Annotated in this window: 12 protein-coding genes and 3 pseudogenes; 8 read left to right on the top strand and 7 right to left on the bottom strand. The window is 57.8% G+C overall.

The features are described 5' to 3' along the window. Nucleotides 1–170 precede the first annotated feature (170 nt). On the bottom strand, nucleotides 171–1271 hold the full coding sequence (gene chaA / locus ACSZO4_RS17650; RefSeq protein ID WP_437890337.1) for a sodium-potassium/proton antiporter ChaA: 1101 nt from the start codon (nucleotides 1269–1271) through the stop codon (nucleotides 171–173). A 487-nt stretch (nucleotides 1272–1758) separates the two neighbouring features. Here chaA and ACSZO4_RS17645 point away from each other — a divergent pair, with 487 nt between their 5' ends. Next, the gene (locus tag ACSZO4_RS17645) at nucleotides 1759–2454 is read left to right on the top strand and encodes a gamma-glutamylcyclotransferase (RefSeq protein WP_437890336.1); all 696 of its coding nucleotides are present in this window, start codon (nucleotides 1759–1761) and stop codon (nucleotides 2452–2454) included. Between the two features lie 8 nt (nucleotides 2455–2462). On the opposite strand, the gene ACSZO4_RS17640 is transcribed toward ACSZO4_RS17645, so the two are convergent. From ACSZO4_RS17640 to ACSZO4_RS17630, 3 genes are all read right to left on the bottom strand, one after another. Beyond that, complete coding sequence (locus ACSZO4_RS17640) at nucleotides 2463–2708, bottom strand: DUF1883 domain-containing protein (RefSeq protein WP_437890335.1); 246 nt, start codon at nucleotides 2706–2708, stop codon at nucleotides 2463–2465. A 212-nt stretch (nucleotides 2709–2920) separates the two neighbouring features. Then, nucleotides 2921–4705: a methyl-accepting chemotaxis protein gene (locus tag ACSZO4_RS17635; RefSeq protein WP_437890334.1), complete on the bottom strand. Its 1785-nt coding sequence runs from the start codon at nucleotides 4703–4705 to the stop codon at nucleotides 2921–2923. 107 nt (nucleotides 4706–4812) lie between these two features. Further along, nucleotides 4813–5166 carry a DsrE/DsrF/TusD sulfur relay family protein gene (locus tag ACSZO4_RS17630; RefSeq protein WP_437890333.1) on the bottom strand — a complete coding sequence of 118 codons (354 nt, stop codon included), beginning with the start codon at nucleotides 5164–5166 and terminating at the stop codon, nucleotides 4813–4815. Nucleotides 5167–5232: 66 nt separating this feature from the next. Between ACSZO4_RS17630 and nasR the strand changes: the two genes are divergently transcribed. From nasR to ACSZO4_RS17600, 6 genes and pseudogenes are all read left to right on the top strand, one after another. Then, entirely contained in the window at nucleotides 5233–6411 is a 1179-nt protein-coding gene (nasR, locus tag ACSZO4_RS17625; protein ID WP_437890332.1) for a nitrate regulatory protein NasR, read from the top strand. Between the two features lie 231 nt (nucleotides 6412–6642). Beyond that, nucleotides 6643–7902: an ABC transporter substrate-binding protein gene (locus ACSZO4_RS17620; RefSeq protein WP_437890331.1), complete on the top strand. Its 1260-nt coding sequence runs from the start codon at nucleotides 6643–6645 to the stop codon at nucleotides 7900–7902. Nucleotide 7903: 1 nt separating this feature from the next. Next, nucleotides 7904–8784 (top strand): annotated as a pseudogene (gene ntrB / locus ACSZO4_RS17615) (nitrate ABC transporter permease). Nucleotides 8785–8792: 8 nt separating this feature from the next. Beyond that, on the top strand, nucleotides 8793–9581 hold the full coding sequence (locus ACSZO4_RS17610) for an ABC transporter ATP-binding protein (RefSeq protein WP_437890338.1): 789 nt from the start codon (nucleotides 8793–8795) through the stop codon (nucleotides 9579–9581). A gap of 9 nt (nucleotides 9582–9590) precedes the next feature. Continuing rightward, nucleotides 9591–13658 carry a nitrite reductase large subunit NirB gene (nirB, locus tag ACSZO4_RS17605; protein ID WP_437890330.1) on the top strand — a complete coding sequence of 1356 codons (4068 nt, stop codon included), beginning with the start codon at nucleotides 9591–9593 and terminating at the stop codon, nucleotides 13656–13658. Then, entirely contained in the window at nucleotides 13655–16234 is a 2580-nt protein-coding gene (locus ACSZO4_RS17600) for a nitrate reductase (RefSeq protein ID WP_437890329.1), read from the top strand. The genes nirB and ACSZO4_RS17600 overlap by 4 nt, the downstream gene beginning before the upstream one ends. On the opposite strand, the pseudogene ACSZO4_RS17595 reads toward ACSZO4_RS17600, so the two are convergent. Further along, nucleotides 16211–16761: pseudogene (locus ACSZO4_RS17595) on the bottom strand (YbhB/YbcL family Raf kinase inhibitor-like protein). The gene ACSZO4_RS17600 and the pseudogene ACSZO4_RS17595 sit on opposite strands and share 24 nt — an antisense overlap. 160 nt (nucleotides 16762–16921) lie before the next feature. Here ACSZO4_RS17595 and ACSZO4_RS17590 point away from each other — a divergent pair. Next, complete coding sequence (locus tag ACSZO4_RS17590) at nucleotides 16922–18331, top strand: YchO/YchP family invasin (RefSeq protein WP_437890328.1); 1410 nt, start codon at nucleotides 16922–16924, stop codon at nucleotides 18329–18331. Here ACSZO4_RS17590 and narL read toward each other — a convergent pair. Next, a complete protein-coding gene (gene narL, locus ACSZO4_RS17585; RefSeq protein WP_437890327.1) occupies nucleotides 18328–18978 on the bottom strand; it encodes a two-component system response regulator NarL in 651 nt (216 codons plus the stop codon). The genes ACSZO4_RS17590 and narL overlap by 4 nt on opposite strands. Beyond that, nucleotides 18941–20170 (bottom strand): annotated as a pseudogene (narX, locus tag ACSZO4_RS17580) (nitrate/nitrite two-component system sensor histidine kinase NarX); the annotation flags it as partial. The pseudogene narX and the gene narL, both read right to left, overlap by 38 nt. Nucleotides 20171–20232: the final 62 nt, after the last annotated feature.

The raw sequence follows: 20232 nt of genomic DNA, 5'->3' as shown, positions 1-20232 counted from the left end.
ACAACCCCCCCGATGATCAGTCGGGGATCTTCCCCGCCTGAGCGGGGAAGGTCAAGACATAAGGGTCGGGGTGAGGGGGAGCATACGGCTCTGATGCTTAGTTCGTTCACTTTACGGACGTTGTTTTCCCGCTTACCAGCAAGAGGACAAGCGGGGTAATTCAGGCTATATCAGTTAAAAATTGTCATCAGATAGGCGGCAAACAGGGCCAGATGCGCGGCGCCGTTGAGCACATTGGTGCGTCCGGTTGAAAACGAAATATGGCACAGCACCAGTGAGGCCAGCATCACTACAACCTCCGGTTTACCCAGGCCAAACATCAGTTCATTTCCGGTTAACCAGGCAATCAGCGTCACCACCGGTACGGTGAGTGAGATAGTGGCGAGCACTGAGCCAAAGAACAGGTTCATGGCACGCTGGACCTGATTATTCAGCACCGCTTTCAGTGCCCCCAGACCTTCCGGTGAGAGGATGAGCAATGCCACCAGGAAGCCGGTAAAGGCCACGGGAGCATCCATCGCGGTCAACACAAACTCCAGCGGATTCGCATTCATTTTCGTTACGGCAATCACCGCAACCAGATGTATCAGCAACCACAGGGTATGCCAGCCGCTGCTGTGCGCCGAGGGTTTACCGTGGTGCGGATCGTCATCATCACCGTCATCTTCATGCTCATAGACAAACAGGCTCTGATGGGTTTTGGTCTGGATCAGCAAAAATACGCCGTACATAACGGCAGAGATCAGCGCAACCAGTAGCGCTTTGCCGGTGGTGAAATTACCGCCCGGCAAGGCCACCGGAAACACCAGCACAATCACCGCCAGCGGGAAGAGGGCGATAAGATACTGTTTGATGCCGAACAGGTTCATATACTGGGTGGCGAATTTTCTGCCGCCCAGCAGCAGCGAGAAGCCAACCAGTCCTCCGGTGACAATCATAATGATCGAATAGAGCGTATCGCGCATCAGCGTGGGGGCCGCATCGCCAGTGGCCATAAGTGCGGAAATCAGGCTCACTTCCAGAATAACCACGGAAAGGCTCAAAATCAGAGAGCCAAAGGGTTCGCCAAGACGATGTGCCAGGACGTCGGCATGGCGCACGACGCTAAAGGCGCTGGCAAGGATCCCGACCAGAGCGAGGATATTGATACCGATAACCACCGGCAGCGACTGGCTATTCCCCCAAAACGCCGGCACCGCCAGTGCCAGTGCCGGGAAAATGAGGCTGGTCTCCTTATGACGGGTCTTTGCCGCCTCGAGTGTTGTTGTCATTGTGGTCTCCATCCAGAGCAGGTGATTGTAATTATATAAAAAAAACAGCAACTAAAATAACAGACCTATAAAGAGTGTAAGATGTTTTTTACTTTTATTTACCTCATGGCGTGATTACTGCTTAAGATGAGCGTTAATTTGAGTTTTCGATAAATTTTGTCATATTTACAATATGATAGTTTAGTCGTTTAAAATTATTATTTCCTGACTGTTACTATTTTTACGGCATGGCATAACCATGACCAGGGGCCAACAGTGTAAAAAATTAGTTTACGCGCGCAGATAACAAAAACTGCTATAAAAAGAACAGTTTTGTTGGGGATTACCCTCAGGCAGAGTTTCCTGCTGGCATCATTTTCTCAACTGTGTGCTAACGGCAGGTCGAGTTCACTTGAAAACGGCCTGTGAATTGCATATCGTCACTGAAAAGCGCCATGAAGGCAGCAGTATAGTCGTCGCAGGGAAGCCTGTAGTGGCGGAGGTAAAGATGTTAACACGTGATTTTTTAATGAAGGCGGATTGCAAAACCGCATTTGGCGACATAGAAGCCTCGCTGCTATGGTCTGCGGAGCAACGGGCAGCCTCGCTTGCTGCAACACTTGCCTGCCGTCCTGATGATGGCCCGGTCTGGATCTTCGGTTACGGTTCACTAATGTGGAATCCGGTGCTGGAGTTTACCGAATCCTGCACCGGAACCCTCGTCGGCTGGCATCGCGCCTTCTGTTTGCGTCTTACCGCCGGTCGGGGTACTGCCTGTCAGCCTGGCCGCATGCTTGCACTAAAAGAGGGCGGCCGCACCACCGGAATCGCCTATTGCTTGTCTGAACATCATCTTGATGAAGAGCTGATGCTGCTGTGGAAGCGAGAAATGATCACCGGCTGCTACCTGCCAAGCTGGCGCAAGCTTGAGCTGGATGACGGAAGAACGGTGAATGCGCTGGTGTTTATTATGGACCCCCGCCATCCGCTCTATGAATCTGATACCCGTACCCAGGTGATTGCGCCGTTAATCGCCTCAGCCAGCGGGCCGCTTGGCAGCAATGCGCAGTATCTCTTCTCGCTTGAGCAGGAGCTGACAAAACTGGGAATGCATGACGACTGTCTGAATGAATTAGTCGGGCGCGTCAGATTGCTGCTGGGGGGAGAAAAACCAGGCCCGGAACTGAAACCTGGTTTTGCCTGAAAAGGCTGTCAGGCCGGAACGTAGCTGATTGAGTGCTCCAGCGTCTGGCTGTGGCTGTCGATCAGCACATTCCAGATACCGCTGTAAGGCACGGCCAGATACGCGTTGGCGCGATTCTGGACGCTCAGAATATCTGTCTGGGCGTTGGAGGTGTGGCTCTTCTCGCTCATCAGATGAATATGACAATTCTCAGAACACCGTACGACGACTGTATCCCCACCAAATAACTTCAAACTTGCTTTTACCAACGCCATTTTAAACCCCGTCGCTATTTACAACGCTCTCCCTGCGGTAAGTTCCCGTGCGTGATGTCGTTCACAAATCACTCATGGCATAACACCAAACGTGAGGGGGGCAGATGCTGATTTTGATCAAATATTGTCGTAACGATTCAACAATAATGACAATATTCGGTGAGTGAATGAGTCGGCGCATTAAATCGTGGAAAAAATGCGCCGACAAAAGATTAAATGCGGAAATGACCTGCGGTTTCAGCGAGCTCGCCTGCCTGGGATTGCAGGGCGCTGGCAGCGGCTGCGGACTGGATCACCAGCTCAGCATTTTGCTGCACCATACGGTCAAGATCGATAACCGCATGATTGATCTCCTGAATGCCTTTCATCTGCTCGTTGGTGGCGACGGTGATTTCGCGCATGATGACGGACACACTGTCGATACTGGAGGCAATTTCACCCATGCTTTCACCGGCCAGACGCACGAAGCGCGATCCGGTGGCAACGCTTTCGGTCGTGGAATCAATCAGCGATTTAATCTCCTTCGCCGCCTGCGCGCTGCGGCTTGCCAGATTACGGACTTCACCTGCGACGACCGCAAAGCCACGACCCTGTTCCCCGGCGCGAGCGGCTTCAACGGAAGCATTAAGCGCCAGAATATTGGTCTGGAAAGCAATGCCGTCGATAACGCTGGTAATGTCGCCAATTCTGGAAGAAGCGACTTCAATAGACTGCATGGTGGTGATTGCCTGGGAGACCACTTTCCCGCCGCGGGATGCCGCATCAGAGGCGGTATGCGCCTGAGTGTTGGCCTGAGCGGCGGCATCGGTAGACTGGGCCACCGATGCCGTAATTTGCTCGACCGCGCTGGCGGTTTCGCGCAGGTTAGAGGCGGCCTGCTCGGTACGTCCGGAAAGATCCTGGTTACCGGCGGCTATCTCCTGGGCGGCCTGTTTCACTGAGGTACTGGAGTCACGCAATTTCACCATCACCACCGCCAGTTTGTCACTGAAGGCGTTAAAGGCGTGGGCAATTTGCGCCACTTCATCGTTGCCCTGTTCCGGCAGTCGCTGGGAAAGGTCATCCGTACCACTGCTGATGGCGTTCATGGCATCGCGGATGGTCAGCAGTCGTTGCAACATGGTCGCCACGATCCAGTGCATCAATGCCCCGGCAATCAGGACCAGCACAATCAGCGAAATGGCGGAAGCTTTCAGCTGTGCCCGCAGGCCGGAGGTGGAGTCAGCACTGTCCAGAGCGACCACCAGTTGCCAGTTTGTCCCTTTCACTTTGCTGGCGAGAAACTCCTTATCCGCCCCGAGGAAGGTGCCGTGTACCGATTTACCGGAGAGTAAATCAGCCAGCGGAACACCGTTAATCGCATCGGCAACGGGTTTGAGGGTCAGTTTGCCATCGTTGGCGGCGATAATTGTGCCTTCGCTGTCGAGAAGCAGCCCGCTGCTGTTTGGCGTCGGGTTGATGCCGTGAACGTTAGCTACTACGCTGTCCATGGATACGTCACCGGAGACGACAGCTTTCAGGGTGCCATTTTCTTTCACCGGTACGGCGAAGGTCACCACCAGTTTTCCACTGCCGGCATCGACATAAGGCGCGGTGACTATCGGGCCATCGGCTTTCAGCGCCTGCTGATACCAGGGGCGAATGGTGGGATCATAATCGGCCGGAACGCCATCCGGGTTGGAGAATTTCGCTGTTTTGCTGGCATAGCCGACATAGACGTTAATAAAACCGCCAGCCTCAGCGACCTGGGTAAAGACCTGAACCGGATCATCGGTTAATGCAACTTTCTGAAGGGAGGAGATGGCAGTCATTTTGCTGTTGACCCAGTCGCTGATGGCGAGACTGTGGCTGCCGCTGGTGCTGTTAAGAATGCTTTGCTGAGAGTCCTGGTTGTGCTGGCTGGTTACCTGATAATTAATCACGGTATTAAGAAGCAGCGCTACGGCTAAACAGCCCGCTGTCGCTGTAATGATACGAGCGCGAATCGATCTGAACATATTTATAGTACCTGCTGTGTTGTCTTTAATGCCTATCGGCAACTCAGCAGGCAAACTTGATGCCATCAGGGCATCCATAAGAAAAAAGTATTAAAGAATTGCCGTTATTAAAAGGTCAGCACTTTATCAGCCGCCAGCGTCCACTGCGCCAGCTCGACCAGCGTCCCAATTTCAACCCCTTCAATTAACGGCAGGCTGGTAATGCCGCGTCCGTCCGTACAGGTCTTGCATAACTTCACTGCAACGCGCTGAGCCGTCAGGATCTCCAGCATCTGCCCAATGTTATACCCCTCGGCAGGTTTCTGCCCACGCAGCCCGGCGGTTACCGCATCGGACATCAAAAACAGGCGCAGTTCCGGCGCGCTTTGCTGCTCACGCAGGGCAATGGCCAGGCGCAGGCTGTTAAATAAAGATTCGCTACCGTAGGCAGCGCCGTTGGCGATTATCACAATCTTTTGCATTTTCACTCCTTCGAGGGGCATGGTTATTGCTTCTCATCCGTTAACAGAATGAAACGGAGAGCCAGCATGAATGAACGGGCCGACGCCAGAGACTGGTTTCGCTACGCGCGTCAAATCCAGAAAAATCAACTTCGCCAGCTTGCCCAACTTGGCGTACTGGCCGGGAGAATCAGCCATCTGACCCACATGCTACAGTGCGAGCGGGGTGCGTCAAACATCTGGCTCTGTTCCAGCGGGCGGTTGTACGCGCTTGAATGCCGCGCCAGCAGCGCGCTGGCAGACGAACAAATCGCTGCGCTGATGCCGGTGCTCGACGGGCTTAAGCCTCTGAACAGCAGCGCATTATGCCACCGAATTGCCGCCGCTGTTGCGGGGCTGGAGCAACTTCCTGTACTCAGAAAGCAAATAAGAGAGCGTGAAATTGAGGCGGAACAGGCGATGGCGCAGTTCAGCCGTGCCATCAGTCATCTGCTGAATATCATCCCTCAACTTAATGACAGCATCGACGACCCGGCCATTGCCGCCCGACTTGTGGCGCTCTACAGCTTTATGCAGGGAAAAGAGCTAGTGGGGCAGGAGCGTGCGCTGGGGGCGATGGGGTTTACCCAGGGGCGATTTAGCGACGGGCAGCGTCAGGCGCTGGTCGACAGGATCGACGGGCAGCAGTCGTGTTTCGATACCTTCCTGTCGCTCTCAGATCCTTCCCCGGCGTTGCTGTTTGGCAAAGAGTGCGGGGCGGGGCTGGAAATCGAGCAGATGCGCCGTCTGGCCTGCACGCGCACGCCGCCGACAGATAACGGCGATAACGCGCTGCGCTGGTTCTCCCTGCAAACCCAGCGTCTCGAGTTTCTGCGCACGCTCGAAGAGACGCTCATTAATGCCCTCAACCGGGAGACAGACCGTTTGCTCAGTGAAGATGATGACGTCATTGCGCTGCATACGCAGCTAACAACCGCTGAGACATCCCTCATCTGTCAGGACAAAACGCTGTTGCCGCTGGTCCGGCAGCAGGCGCAGGAAATTGAACAGCTCAGCCAGCAACTGGCCTCCCTGAAAGATACGCTCGAAGAGCGCAAGGTGATCGATAAAGCCAAAAGCGTGCTGATGAATCACCAGAACATGAGCGAAGAACAGGCCTGGCAGTGCCTGCGCAAAATGGCGATGGATAAAAATCAGCGGATGGTCGAAATCGCCCGCGCGCTGCTCACCGTCCGTGCGTTATGGGCAGTAACACCAAAGGAGTAGTTGCACGGTTGATGGGCATTTACTGCACAAGTACCGTGCGAAAACCGGCGCAAACAGGCGTTAACGCGGCGAAAAGCGTGGCAATCATTCTGGCACAACCGTTGCATTAACCATCGTGAGATTCAGACAACGGAAGCGGGTAACCAACGGCGGTTGACCGACTTCACGGATAAAGGCGTCCTCTGGTGCGAAAGCATCAGCGGGCGCTTTTTTTTTGCTTTGGGAGTGTATATGGGTGATTTAACCGTTTCATTATCACGACGACGTTTTCTCCAGGCTGGCGCGGCGCTGGGCGGCGCCATGCTGCTGCCGGGGCTGATGCAGTCTGCCTGGGCGTCCGGTTCAGACAAACCTGAACAGACGACGGTGCGGGTCGGCTTTATTCCCCTGACCGACTGCGCTCCGCTGGTTATCGCCTCACTGAAAGGCTTCGATAAAAAATATGGCATTACGCTCATTCCGACCAAAGAGGCCAGTTGGGCCGCCGTGCGCGACAAACTGGTCTCCGGCGAACTGGACGCGGCCCACATACTTTATGGCCTGCTGTACGGTCTGGAATTGGGCATTGCCGGTAAACCGCAGTCGATGGCCAACCTGATGACGCTCAACCAGAACGGGCAGGGGATCACTCTTTCCCGCGACCTGCTGGAGAAAGGCGTCAGCAATGTTGAGAGTCTGAAAAAGCAGGTGGCGCAAAGCGAACCGGGCACTTACACCTTCGCTCATACCTTCCCCACGGGCACTCACGCCATGTGGCTCTATTACTGGCTGGCGAGCGGGGGGATCAACCCCTTTACCGATATACGCACCGTGGTCGTACCGCCGCCGCAGATGGTGATGAACATGCGTATCGGCAACATGGTCGGCTTTTGCGTCGGCGAACCCTGGAACGCGCGCGCCATCAACGACCGCATCGGTTTTACGGCAGCCACCAGTCAGTCCATCTGGCCGGATCATCCGGAGAAGATCCTCGGTACCCGCAGTAGCTGGGTCGGGCAAAACCCCAACACCGCCCGCGCGCTGGTGTGCGCGGTGATGGAAGCGGCGCGCTGGATTGATGCGTCAGCGGAGAACCGCCGCGAAACCGCACGCATTCTTTCTCGTCGCGCCTGGCTTAACACCAAAGAACAGTATCTCACCGGGCGGATGCTCGGCGAATACGACAATGGCGCGGGCCAGCGCTGGCAGGATGCCCACGCCATCCGCTTCTTCAACGAGGGGCAGGTCAACTATCCGTGGCTTTCCGATGGCATGTGGTTCTTAACCCAGTTCCGCCGCTGGGGACTGCTGAAATCGGCGCCGGATTATGCCGCCATCGCCAGCCGCATCAACCGTCTCGACGTCTGGAAAGACGCTGCGACGGCCATCGGCGGCATCAGTATACCGACCAGCAGCCTGCGTACCAGCACGCTAATGGACGGCACACGCTGGACCGGTGAAGCACCGGAACAGTACGCCACAGGTTTTGCCATTCAACGTACAGGGGTCTGAGATGAAACATGCACACAAAGTCCAGCGCGTCGACACGACGCCCGCCGCCGCCGGGGTATTCGTAATGCCGACCGTGCAGGTGCGCCGCACTACGCCGGGCTGGTCGAGAAAAGCCCGCGCTGTAGCGGAACGTATTTTACCTGGTCTGTTGGGACTGGGGCTGCTGCTGGTCGCCTGGCAACTGGCCGCCATTAACAGCAAAGGGTTCCCGACGCCGCTCAGTACCCTGGACTCGGCTATGACCCTGTTCGCGATCCGTTCTACCGTGATGGCCCCAATGACATGGGGATCGGCTGGAACGTACTGGCCTCGTTGCAGCGAGTGGGGATCGGCTTTGGGCTGGCGGCGCTGGTGGGGATCCCTTTGGGCTTTTTGATTGGCCGCTTTGTCTTTTTTGCCCGCATGTTTAACCCGCTGATTGCGCTGCTGCGCCCGGTCAGCCCGCTCGCATGGCTACCTATAGGTCTGCTGCTGTTCCAGAAAGCGGAGCCTGCCTCAAGCTGGACCATTTTTATCTGCTCCATCTGGCCGATGGTGATTAACACCGCCGAAGGTGTGAGGCGCATTCCGCAGGACTACCTCAACGTGGCGCGCGTGCTGCAACTCTCCGAGTGGACAGTGATGCGCCGCATTCTCTTTCCGGCGGTATTACCGGCGGTACTGACCGGCGTGCGTTTGTCGATCGGCATTGCCTGGCTGGTGATCGTCGCCGCCGAAATGCTCACCGGCGGGCTGGGGATCGGCTTCTGGATTTGGAACGAATGGAACAACCTCAACGTGGAAAACATTCTGATAGCCATCGTCATTATCGGCGTCGTCGGCCTGCTGCTTGAGCAAGGGCTGATGCTGGTGGCGCGTCGCTTTAGCTGGCAGGAGAAATAATCATGAGCATGAAACCCTTAATTCAGGTACAGGCGGTGAGCCAGCGTTTTTCTACCGCTGGCGGCGACTTTGTGGCGCTGCAAAATGTCTCCTTTGATATCCATGAAGGGGAAACCCTGAGCCTGATTGGTCACTCCGGCTGCGGTAAATCCACCTTACTGAATTTGATCGCCGGATTAACGCTGCCCACTGAAGGCGGGCTGCTGTGTGATAACCGGGAAATCGCCGGGCCAGGTCCGGAACGTGCAGTAGTGTTCCAGAACCACTCCCTGCTGCCGTGGCTGACCTGCTTTGACAATGTTGCGCTGGCGGTGGACCAGGTGTTTTGTCGCACCATGAGCAAAGCCGAGCGCCGGGAGTGGATTGAGCACAATCTGGAACGCGTGCAGATGGGACATGCGCGGCACAAAAGGCCTGGCGAAATCTCCGGCGGCATGAAGCAGCGTGTGGGCATCGCCCGTGCGCTGGCGATGAAGCCCAAAGTACTGCTGATGGATGAGCCTTTTGGCGCGCTGGATGCGCTGACCCGCGCCCATCTCCAGGACACGGTGATGCGCATTCAGCAGTCACTCAATACCACCATCGTGCTGATCACTCATGATGTCGATGAAGCGGTGCTGCTCTCCTACCGGGTGCTGATGATGACCAACGGACCGGCGGCGACGGTGGGCGATATTGTCGACGTCACGCTGCCGCGCCCGCGCAACCGGGTCCAGCTGGCGGACGACAGCCGCTACCATCATCTGCGCCAGCAGATCCTGCATTTCCTCTATGAAAAACAGCCGAAAGCGGCCTGAGGCGCAAAGATGACGACGCGACTGGTCATTATCGGTAACGGCATGGCGGCAAACCGCCTTGTTGAGACGCTCACCGCGTCCTGCAACGATCGCTTCGCCATTACGCTTATCGGCGACGAGCCGACGCACGCCTATAACCGCATTCAGCTCTCCCCGGTGCTGAGCGGCGAGAAAGCCTTTGCCGACATCCTGCTCCACGACGCGCAGTGGTACGCCGAACGCAATATCAGGGTGCTGCGCGGCGAACGGGTCAACGACGTGGATCTCACCGCGCGCCAGCTCAGAACCAACCGCCGTCTGCTGGGCTGGGATGAACTGGTATTCGCCACCGGTTCGGTGCCTGTTGTTCCCTCGCTGCCGGGGCACGATTTGCCGCATGTGAAGACCTTTCGTACCCAGGATGACGTGGCTGCGATTCTGGCGCAAAGAGGGCCGGTCGTGGTGCTGGGCGGCGGCGTGCTGGGCGTGGAAGCTGCTGCCGCGCTGCAACGAGAGGGTGACAGTGTCACGTTAGTAAACCGTTCAGCGTGGCTTATGGAGCAGCAGCTTGATGCCGAAGCTGGGGCTTTGCTGGCAGAACAGCTTAACGTTCGTGGTATTGCCTGCAAAGCCGGCGCAGGCATCAGCGAAATCAGCACATCCAGCGTCACCCTTACCAACGGGCAGCGCGTTCCTGCGACTCGGGTGGTGATGGCAACCGGGGTACGTCCGGCGATTGCTCTGGCCGAAGCCTGCGGCATTCCCTGCGCGCGTGGCATCGTGGTGGACGGCCAAATGCGCACGGCGGTGGGCGGCGTGAGCGCTATCGGCGAATGCTGCGAAATCGATGGGCAAACCTGGGGGCTGGTTGAGCCCTGTTTACAGCAGGCGCAGGTGCTGGCGGCACGCCTGTTGGGGAAAGCAGACGCCGATTTTGCCTGGCAGGACAGCGGTACGCGACTGAAGGTCACCGGCATCGATCTCTTTAGCGCAGGCCGGGTACAGGCCACATCTGATGATGAGGTCTGGACCACCTTCGACCCGTTGAGCGGCCACTACCGCCGCTTACTGATACGCAACGGACAGCTGGCAGGAGTGCTGCTGATGGGCGATTGCGCCAGCGCCGCCGCACTTACCGAACGACTTAACTCGCCAGAGACGCCCCAGGCCGACTGGCTTTTTGACAGTTTTACCGCGCAGCCAGAGGCTGGAGGAATTCCAATGATGACAAAACCTACGCTGGTGGTGGTCGGGCATGGCATGGTCGGCCACCATTTTCTTGAGCAATGTGTCAGCCGTGATCTGCACCAGAAGTATCAGATTGTGGTCTTTGGCGAGGAGCAGTATGCCGCCTACGACCGAGTTCATCTTTCGGAGTACTTTGCCGGACGTAGCGCGCAGTCGCTCTCCATGGCGCAGAAGGACTTTTTTGCGCAGCATGGTATCGAACTCCATCTCTCCCGCCAGGTGATGGAGATTGACCGGGATCTGAAGGTGGTACGTGATGCCAAAGGCCATGAAACTCACTGGGATAAGTTAGTGCTGGCGACCGGATCGTATCCGTTTGTGCCGCCGGTGCCGGGTCACGACGGCGAAGGTTGCTTCGTGTATCGCACCCTGGACGACCTCGATAAGATTGCCAGCCGGGCCAAAAATGCCACCCGTGGCGTGGTTATCGGCGGCGGCCTGCTGGGGCTGGAAGCGGCGAACGCCCTCAAACAACTGGGGCTGGAAACCCACGTATTGGAGTTTGCGCCGTCACTGATGGCGGTACAACTGGATGAACAGGGCGGCAAAATGCTGCGCCAGAAGATAAACGCGCTGGGCGTGCAGGTGCATACCAGTAAATCCACGCGTGACATTGTCACGTCAGCTGAGAGTCTGATACTGCATTTTGCCGACGGTGAAAGCCTGGAGACCGATATGGTGGTCTTCTCCGCCGGGATCCGCCCGCAGGATATGCTGGCGCGCGGCAGCGGATTACAGACTGGCGAACGGGGCGGGATCCAGATTGACGGACAGTGTCGCACCTCAGACACTGACATCTTCGCCATTGGCGAATGTGCGGTATGGGACGGCAAGGTTTACGGTCTCGTGGCCCCGGGTTACCAGATGGCGCGGGTGGCCGCTGCCTGTCTTGACGGCGAGGACGTACAGTTCAGCGGCGCGGACATGAGCACCAAACTGAAGCTGCTGGGGGTCGACGTGGCGTCATTTGGCGATGCTCACGGGCGCACCGCGGGCAGCCTGAGTTACCAGTGGACCGATGGACCGGCGCAAATCTACAAAAAAATTGTGGTCAGCGAGGATGGCAAACGGCTGCTTGGCGGCGTGCTGGTGGGGGACGCCAGTGAATACGCCACGCTGCTACAGATGATGCTTAATGATATGGCGCTGCCTGCTCAGCCGGAAAGCCTTATTCTGCCAGCACTGGCAGGGAGCGCCCCGAAAGCGCTGGGGGTGGCGGCGCTACCGGAAAGTGCGCAGCTGTGCTCGTGTCATAACGTCACCAAAGGCGATATCTGTCTGGCAGTCAGTAACGGCGCAACTGACATGGGGGCCATCAAGAGCTGCACCAAAGCGGCGACCGGCTGCGGCGGCTGTAGCGCCCTGGTAAAACAGGTGATGGAGTACCAACTGGCGCAGCAGGGCGTGGAGGTCAAAAAAGATGTCTGCGAGCACTTCCCGTATTCGCGCCAGGAGCTGCACCATCTGGTGCGCGTGAACCACATCCGCACCTTTGGCCAGTTGCTCAGCCGCTATGGCCGCGGCCAGGGTTGCGAGGTCTGTAAGCCGCTGGTGGGATCTATTCTGGCCTCCTGCTGGAATGAATATCTGCTCAAACCGGCCCATCTGCCGCTACAGGACACCAACGACCGCTATTTCGCCAACATCCAGAAAGACGGCACCTACTCCATTGTGCCGCGCATGCCTGCCGGCGAGGTGACGCCGGACGGGCTGATCGCCATCGGCCAGATTGCCAAACGCTATCAGCTCTACAGCAAAGTGACCGGCGGTCAGCGTATCGATCTGTTTGGCGCGCGTCTTGAAGAACTGCCTGCTATCTGGTCTGAACTGGTGGCGGCCGGATTTGAGACCGGGCACGCCTACGGTAAATCGCTGCGCACGGTGAAATCCTGCGTCGGGTCGACCTTGTGTCGCTACGGCGTGCAGAATTCCACCGGACTGGCGGTCACCCTCGAGCACCGCTACAAAGGGCTGCGCGCGCCGCACAAGATCAAAATGGCGGTCTCGGGCTGTACGCGAGAGTGTGCCGAGGCCCAGGGGAAAGACGTCGGCGTGATTGCTACCGACAAAGGCTGGAATCTCTACGTTTGCGGTAACGGCGGCATGAAACCGCGTCATGCGGATCTGTTTGCCAGCGATCTCGATGAAGCGACGCTCATTCGCACCGTCGACCGTTTTTTGATGTTCTATATCCGCACCGCCGACCGCCTGCAACGTACCAGTACCTGGCTCGATAACCTCGAAGGGGGAATCGACTACCTGCGGGAGGTGATCCTTAACGACAGCTTGCAGATAGGCCGCGAGCTGGAAGAGGAGATGGCGCGGGTCGTGGACAGTTACCAGTGTGAATGGCAGACCACCCTGAACGATCCCGAGCGCATTGCGCTTTTCCGTTCCTTTGTTAACAGCAATACACCTGACGAAGCGGTACAGCGGGAAACCGTGCGCGAGCAGCCGCAGCTGGCAGGAAAAGCCGACTGGCAGGAAGGGGCTGTATCAACCCGCCCCTGGCAGGCGATTTGTCGGCTGGAGGAGATCCCGGAGCAGGCGGGGATTGGCGCGCGTCTCGGTGAGCGGCAAATTGCCCTGTTCCGCCTGGGAGAGACGGTTTACGCGCTGGATAACCGCGAACCGGGCAGCCAGGCCTGGGTGCTCTCCCGCGGTCTGCTTGGCGACAGCAACGGCGAACCTATGGTCATTTCACCGCTCTATAAACAGCGCATTCGTCTGCGTGATGGCTGCAGTATGGACAACGGCGAACCGGCGGTGCGCGCCTGGCCGGTAAAAGTGGAGGGGGGTGAAGTATGGGTGGCTAATCAGGCGTTACTGATACGAGCGGAGGCTTCATGAGTGAAACCCGGACCACTTGCCCTTACTGCGGCGTTGGCTGCGGCGTGGTTGCCCAGGTCAGCGAAACGGGCGTGAGTGTGAAAGGCGACGCACTGCACCCGGCAAACTTTGGTCGGCTGTGCGTCAAAGGCTCTGCGCTTGGCGAGATCACCGGAACCGGCGACCGACTGCTGTGGCCGGAACTCGACAACCGACGGGTGAGCTGGGATGAAGCGCTGGCGGCGACGGGGGATCGGCTGAAGGCGATCATTGCGCAACATGGCCCGCAGGCGGTGGCGTTTTACGCCTCGGGGCAGCTGCTGACCGAAGACTATTACGCCGCCAATAAGTTGATGAAAGGCTTTATTGGGGCCGCCAACATCGACACCAATTCCCGGCTGTGCATGTCTTCCGCCGTGACGGGCTACAAGCGGGCGTTCGGCGAGGATGTTGTGCCGTGCAGCTACGAGGATGTGGAAAACACGGATCTGCTGATCCTGGTAGGCTCGAATGCCGCATGGACTCACCCGGTGTTGTACCAGCGTATTGTGCAGGCAAAGCGGGACAACACGGCGATGAAGGTAGTGGTGATTGACCCCCGGGTGACCGCCACCTGCGACATTGCCGATCTGCATCTGCCACTGGCGCCGGGGAGCGATGCGGGGCTGTTTGTCGGGTTACTTAACGCCATTGCGGCCAACGCAAAGCGGTTGACTGACTTTGATGATGCCGCCGGGGCGCTGGCGGTTGCCCGGGAGTGGACAACCGATAAAGTGGCGGCATTCTGCGACTTACCGCCTGAGATCCTGAGCACCTTTTACAGCCTGTTTCTCCACGCGCCGCGCGCCATTACGCTCTATACGATGGGCATTAATCAGTCCGCCAGCGGCAGCGATAAATGCAATGCCATTATCAACGTGCACCTGGCGAGCGGTAAATTCGCCCGCGCAGGCTGCGGGCCGTTTTCGTTGACCGGGCAGCCCAATGCGATGGGGGGGCGCGAGGTTGGGGGGCTGGCGAATCAACTGGCGGCGCACATGAATTTTGCGCCCGACGACCTGGCGCGTCTGGCACGCTTCTGGGGTACCGAACGGCTGGCGCAAACGCCGGGTCTGATGGCGGTGGATCTGTTTGAGGCTATCGGACGAGGCGAAGTAAAAGCCGTGTGGATTATGGGCACTAACCCGGCGGTATCGTTGCCCGACAGTCATGCCGTGTGCACGGCGCTGGCCAAATGCCCGCTGGTGATTGTCTCGGAAGTTGCCGCCCGGACTGACACCAGCCGCTATGCGCATATCCGCTTCCCTGCGCTGGCGTGGGGGGAGAAAAACGGCACCGTGACCAACTCCGAACGACGTATCTCCCGCCAGCGGTCATTTTTGCCCCCGCCGGGCGAGGCGAAAGCCGACTGGTGGATAATCGCCAGCGTAGCGGCGCAGCTGGGATATGGCGAAGCCTTCGGCTGGCAGCACGCCCACGAGGTGTTCTCGGAACACGCGGCGCTCTCGGGGTATGAAAATGACGGCTTACGCGCCTTTGATATCAGTCCGCTGGCGACCCTCAGCCGTGACGCGTGGGATGCGCTTGAGCCAGTGCAATGGCCAATGAAAACGCTGGATTTGCATACCGGCTGGCGGCCTTCGGGCAAACTGCGAATGGTCCCGGTGCGGCCTGCTGCCACCCTGGCGCAGGTAAGCGCGTATTACCCGCTGCTGTTGAACACCGGGCGTATTCGCGACCAATGGCACACCATGACCCGCACCGGCAATGTGGAAAAACTGATGCAGCACATCGCTGAGCCTTTTGTGGAGATCGCGCCTGGCGACGCGCAGCGCTATGCGATTACCGAAGGGTGTCTGGTGCGCGTAAGCTCAATACGCGGAGTGATAGTGGCGCGGGCGAAGGTGCATCATGGGCAACGGCCAGGCGTGCTGTTTTCTCCCATGCACTGGAACCACTGTTTTTCCCGCCAGGGAAAGGTCAATGCGCTGATCGGCAGCAATTGCTGTCCGCACTCCGGGCAGCCTGAAAGCAAACAAACGGCGGTACGTATCGCGCGCTGGCAGCCCGCCTGGCAGGGAGAACTCTACAGCCGGGAGGCGCTCTCACCGTCGCCCGCTTTCCACTGGACGCGAAAAGCCGCTGGCGTATTAACCCATCTGACGCTTGCGGGGGATGGGGATATCCTCCAGTGGCTGATGAGGCAGTGCAGGGCGCGCGGCTGGCAGGTGCAACAGTTGCGGGCTGGACGGGTGTTCACTCTGCTGGCCTGGCAGGATGAGACATTGATGCTGGGCTTCTGGGGGGGCGAGCACTTGCCTGCGGTATCGCATCAGACCATCACCGCCGCCTTTGCTGATTCACCCCAGACCCCACAAAAGCGCCACGCGCTGCTGGCAGGCAAAGCGGCCGCCGATACGCCTTCGCCCGGGCGCACGATCTGTAGCTGCTTTAGCGTGGGAGAAAACACCATCCGCGCGGCGATTGCAGGCGGATGTTCCACGCCCGCAGCATTGGGCAAAACACTGCGCTGCGGGACCAACTGCGGCTCCTGTCTGCCCGAATTAAAAGCGCTACTGACCGAAACGACCAATTAAACCGGCGGCGGCCAGGGTGTGGCCTTTCAGGTGGCTGAAGAGCTGTTCACGGGTCAATCCTTGCGGTAAATCCGGGGCGAGACTGGTCGCAATCAGGGTGAAGGTATAATGATGTTCGCCGCTGCCCGGCGGCGGGCAGGGGCCGTGCCAGCGGAAATTGCCTGGCGTATTTTTGCCCCCGGTGAGCCTTTGCCGTCCCGCAGGTCGTTTTGCGCAAATCCGCTGCTGTCAGCCGGGATGTTATAGGCCACCAGATGCGTGACCCCAAGCCCTTTTGCTCCTTCAGGGTCATGCACCACCAGAGCATAGCTTTTCACCTCTGCCGGGGCGTTGCTCCACGAAAGCGCGGGCGAAATATTCTCGCCGGTGCAGTTCGGATTATTGCTGGCGTTGCCGGCAAATTTTCTCTCCATCAATGCGTTATCGGCAAAAGCGGGGGATTGTAACTGGAAGGTTGCGCTGGCGCCGACGGCCGGGCCATAAGCGATAAGCGCGCAGCATAAGGCCCATTTCAGTTTCTGTTTCATCCATTGTCCTCGTTGGTTTGCTGCATTAACTGTAGTTGCAATGAGGCCAGAGGATTAAGGATTTTCCGGAATTACACCCCGAGGCTGCAATTGTCGACGTAAAATGCCAGGCTGTGTGCTGGTATAAAGTTAATCCCCGGAGCTCGTCTGACCCGTCGTGATGCGTTGTCTTTTCTCGTCTCTTATCCCCTTTGTCCTGTTCTTGCCGCTGGCAGGAAGTGCTGGCGCTGTCTCACAGGACTATCTGCGGCAGGCGCAAAATCCCTTCGACAATGATGGCGATAACTTGCCGGATCTGGGTATGGCGCCGGAGACAGGCGCGGACGAAAAACGTCTGGCCGAAATGGCAAAAGCCTTTGGCGAAGCCAGCATGACGGATAACGGGCTGACGACCGGCGAACAGGCGCGACTTTTTGCCTTAGGTCGGGCGCGGGATGTGCTCAGCGATGAGGTAAACCAGCAGGTTGCCGCGTTGCTCTCGCCATGGGGTAAAGCGACTATCGACTTTAAGGTGGACGACGATGGCGGCTTTACCGGCAGCCATGGCGACTGGTTTGTGCCATTGCAGGATACCAACCGTTACCTGAGCTGGAGCCAGATTGGGGTGACGCAGCAGGAGGCCGGGTTGGTGGGAAACTTCGGGGTGGGCCAGCGCTGGAATGCGGGAAACTGGCGCATTGGCTACAACACCTTCTACGACAATTTGCTGGATGAAAATCTGGCCCGCACCGGGCTGGGGGCCGAGATATGGGGCGAATCGCTGCAATTTTCCGCCAACTACTATCAGCCGCTGAACCGCTGGGATTATCGCAGCGCCACGATGCAACAGCGGATGGCGCGCGGGTATGACATTACCGCACAGGCCAATTTACCCTTCTGGCAGCAGCTCAATACCAGTCTGAGCGTAGAGCAATACTTCGGGGATAACGTCTCCCTCTTTGATACCGATACGGGCTATCACAACCCGGTGGCGGTGAAAGTGGGCGTCAGCTACACGCCGGTGCCGCTGGTTACCGTCTCAGCGCACCACAAGCAGGGCGAGAGCGGGGTCAGTCAGAACGATCTTGGCCTGAAGCTGAATTACCAGTTTGGCGTCCCTTTATGGAAACAACTCTCCGCCGCTGAGCTGACGCAGAGCAGCTCACTGCGCGGCAATCGCTATGACAACCCGGTGCGCAACAGTGCGCCGGTGCTGGAGTATCGTCAGCGTAAAACCCTGTCGGTTTATCTGGCCACCCCGCCATGGGATCTCCAGCCGGGTGAAACCGTGGCCCTGAAACTGCAAATCAACAGTACGCATGGGGTACGTGACTTACGCTGGCAGGGCGATACTCAGGCCCTGAGCCTGACGCCGCCTGCCGACCCGCGAAATAATGACGGCTGGACGATTATCATGCCACGCTGGGATAGCCGCGAAGGGGCGGAAAATCAGTGGCGTCTGTCGGTTATTGCCGAAGATGGAAAAGGCCAGCGTGTGGCCTCGAATGAGATTGTCCTGACGCTGAGTGCTCCGCTGGTATTGATGCCGCAATCCTCTTCGCAATGGGGAATTAGCGGGGATTTGCCTTAAAAAACCCGATCCTGATGGACCCACACCGCCGCTTCAACACGGGACTTGAGGCGCATTTTTTTCAGCATATGTTTAACATGCACCTTCACCGTACTTTCGGTGATGTCCAGCCGCCGGGCGATCATTTTGTTCGGCAATCCCTGGGCAATCAGTTTGAGAATATCGCGCTCACGGGGAGTCAACTGGCTGATATCGCGGTCGGACGCCGTGCGATTCGCACGCAGGCTGGCGGCCAGCACTGGCGTCAGCGCTTCGCTGAGCACCATTTCGCCGGCGGCGGCTTGTTGCAGGGATTTGAGTAAATCCTCCGGCTCCATATCTTTCAGCAAATAGCCGTCGGCGCCGCGTTTAAGGGCCGTGACCACATCTTCTTCATGGTTGGAGACGGTAAAGACCACTATCCGACCAGAGAGCGATTTCTCGCGCAGCTTGTCGAGGGTTTCCAGACCGTTCATGCCCGGCATATTGAGATCCAGGAGGATTAAATCAGGATCGAGGGCTTCCGCCAGCTCAATGCCCTGCTCGCCATTACTGGCTTCGCCAACCACGGTGATTTCAGGCGACATACTGATCAGTTGTTTTACGCCAGTACGCAGCATCGGGTGATCGTCAATCAACAGAATGGTGGCCGGTTCCTGGTGAGTCATTATTATCTCCTTGCTGGGATGAGAGAAGGTTTTCGGGAACAAAGGTGACAATGACGTCAGTCCCGCCGGAGCTTCTCCGCCGCACCTGACAATCGCCACGCAAACTTTGCGCACGGTCGCGCATAATGATTAATCCATAATGGTTGGTTCTTTCCGCATTTTCCGGCACCCCGCACCCATTGTCGCTGATACGCAATATGACCTGTTTTTCCTGCTGTGTCACGGCGACAGTCACCTCGCTGGCAGCGGCATGTTTGAGTGAATTGCTCAGGGCTTCCCTGGCAATTTGCAACAGATGAATTGCCTGATGAGAGGGGATGAGGCGGGCAGGGAGCTGATAATCAAGTCTGACCTGAAAACCAAAGTGAGCGCTGTACTCGCCGCAGCTTGATTCCAGCGCAGGCCGCAGGCCGGGTTCGCTTAACTGCAGGCGGAAGGTGGTCAGCAGTTCGCGCAGCTGCGCCCAGGTGCTATTGAGTTCGCTACGGATCTGCCCAAGAAGCTGCTGGCTGTTCTGCGGCAGCGTCTGTCCCTGCATTTGTAAACAGCTGACCTGCATTTTCATACATGAGAGAGACTGGGCGATGGAGTCATGCAGCTCCCGGGCGATGGTGGCCCGTTCTTCCATCACCATCAACTGCTGCTGGCGCTCCTGATGCCTGTCCAGCGCCAGAGTGGCCGTCAGTTGTTCAACAAGAGTGTCCACGAGTTGCTGCTGATCGTGGCTTAGGTGTTTACCCGGCGGCAGCTTAGCAAGCAGCAGTCCGTACTGGGTTCGGGTGTCCGCCAGGCGCCATTTCAGGGTGGCGGCGCCGTCGGGCGAGGGCAGTGCACCGCGTGGGCAGAGGTGGCAGCCTCTGTCATCGCAACTGGCATTTGACTGGCAGGTAAACTCCTGGTGATGTTCTTCGTCTTCCATATCGTATACGCGCAGCTCCAGATCGTGCAGCAGAGTGAGATTTTGTAAGCCGTTGAGCACCGGCGACAGGCGTTCACAGAGCGGAATGCGCGAATGCAGGCGGTGGTTGGCCTGCCATAAGAAAGAGAGGATCTCATTTTTTTGTTCCAGCCCGGCGGTTTTCTCCTTCACCCTTTGTTCCAGCCCGGCGTAACTTTCTGCCAGCTCTGAGGACATATTATTCAGCGCGGCGCCGAGGCTGGCCATTTCATTACGCCCGTTAAGGAAGGTGCGATTTAATCGGTGGGGTTCAGTGGAGTCCTTATCTGTATTAGCCTTACCTTAGCTGAGCTGTA

The sequence above is a fragment of the Phytobacter sp. V91 genome, assembly GCF_965644225.1.
GTDB lineage: Bacteria > Pseudomonadota > Gammaproteobacteria > Enterobacterales > Enterobacteriaceae > CBFFRJ01.
The sequence above is the reverse complement of the archived record's forward strand: the minus strand, read 5'-3'. Positions and strand labels throughout refer to the sequence as shown.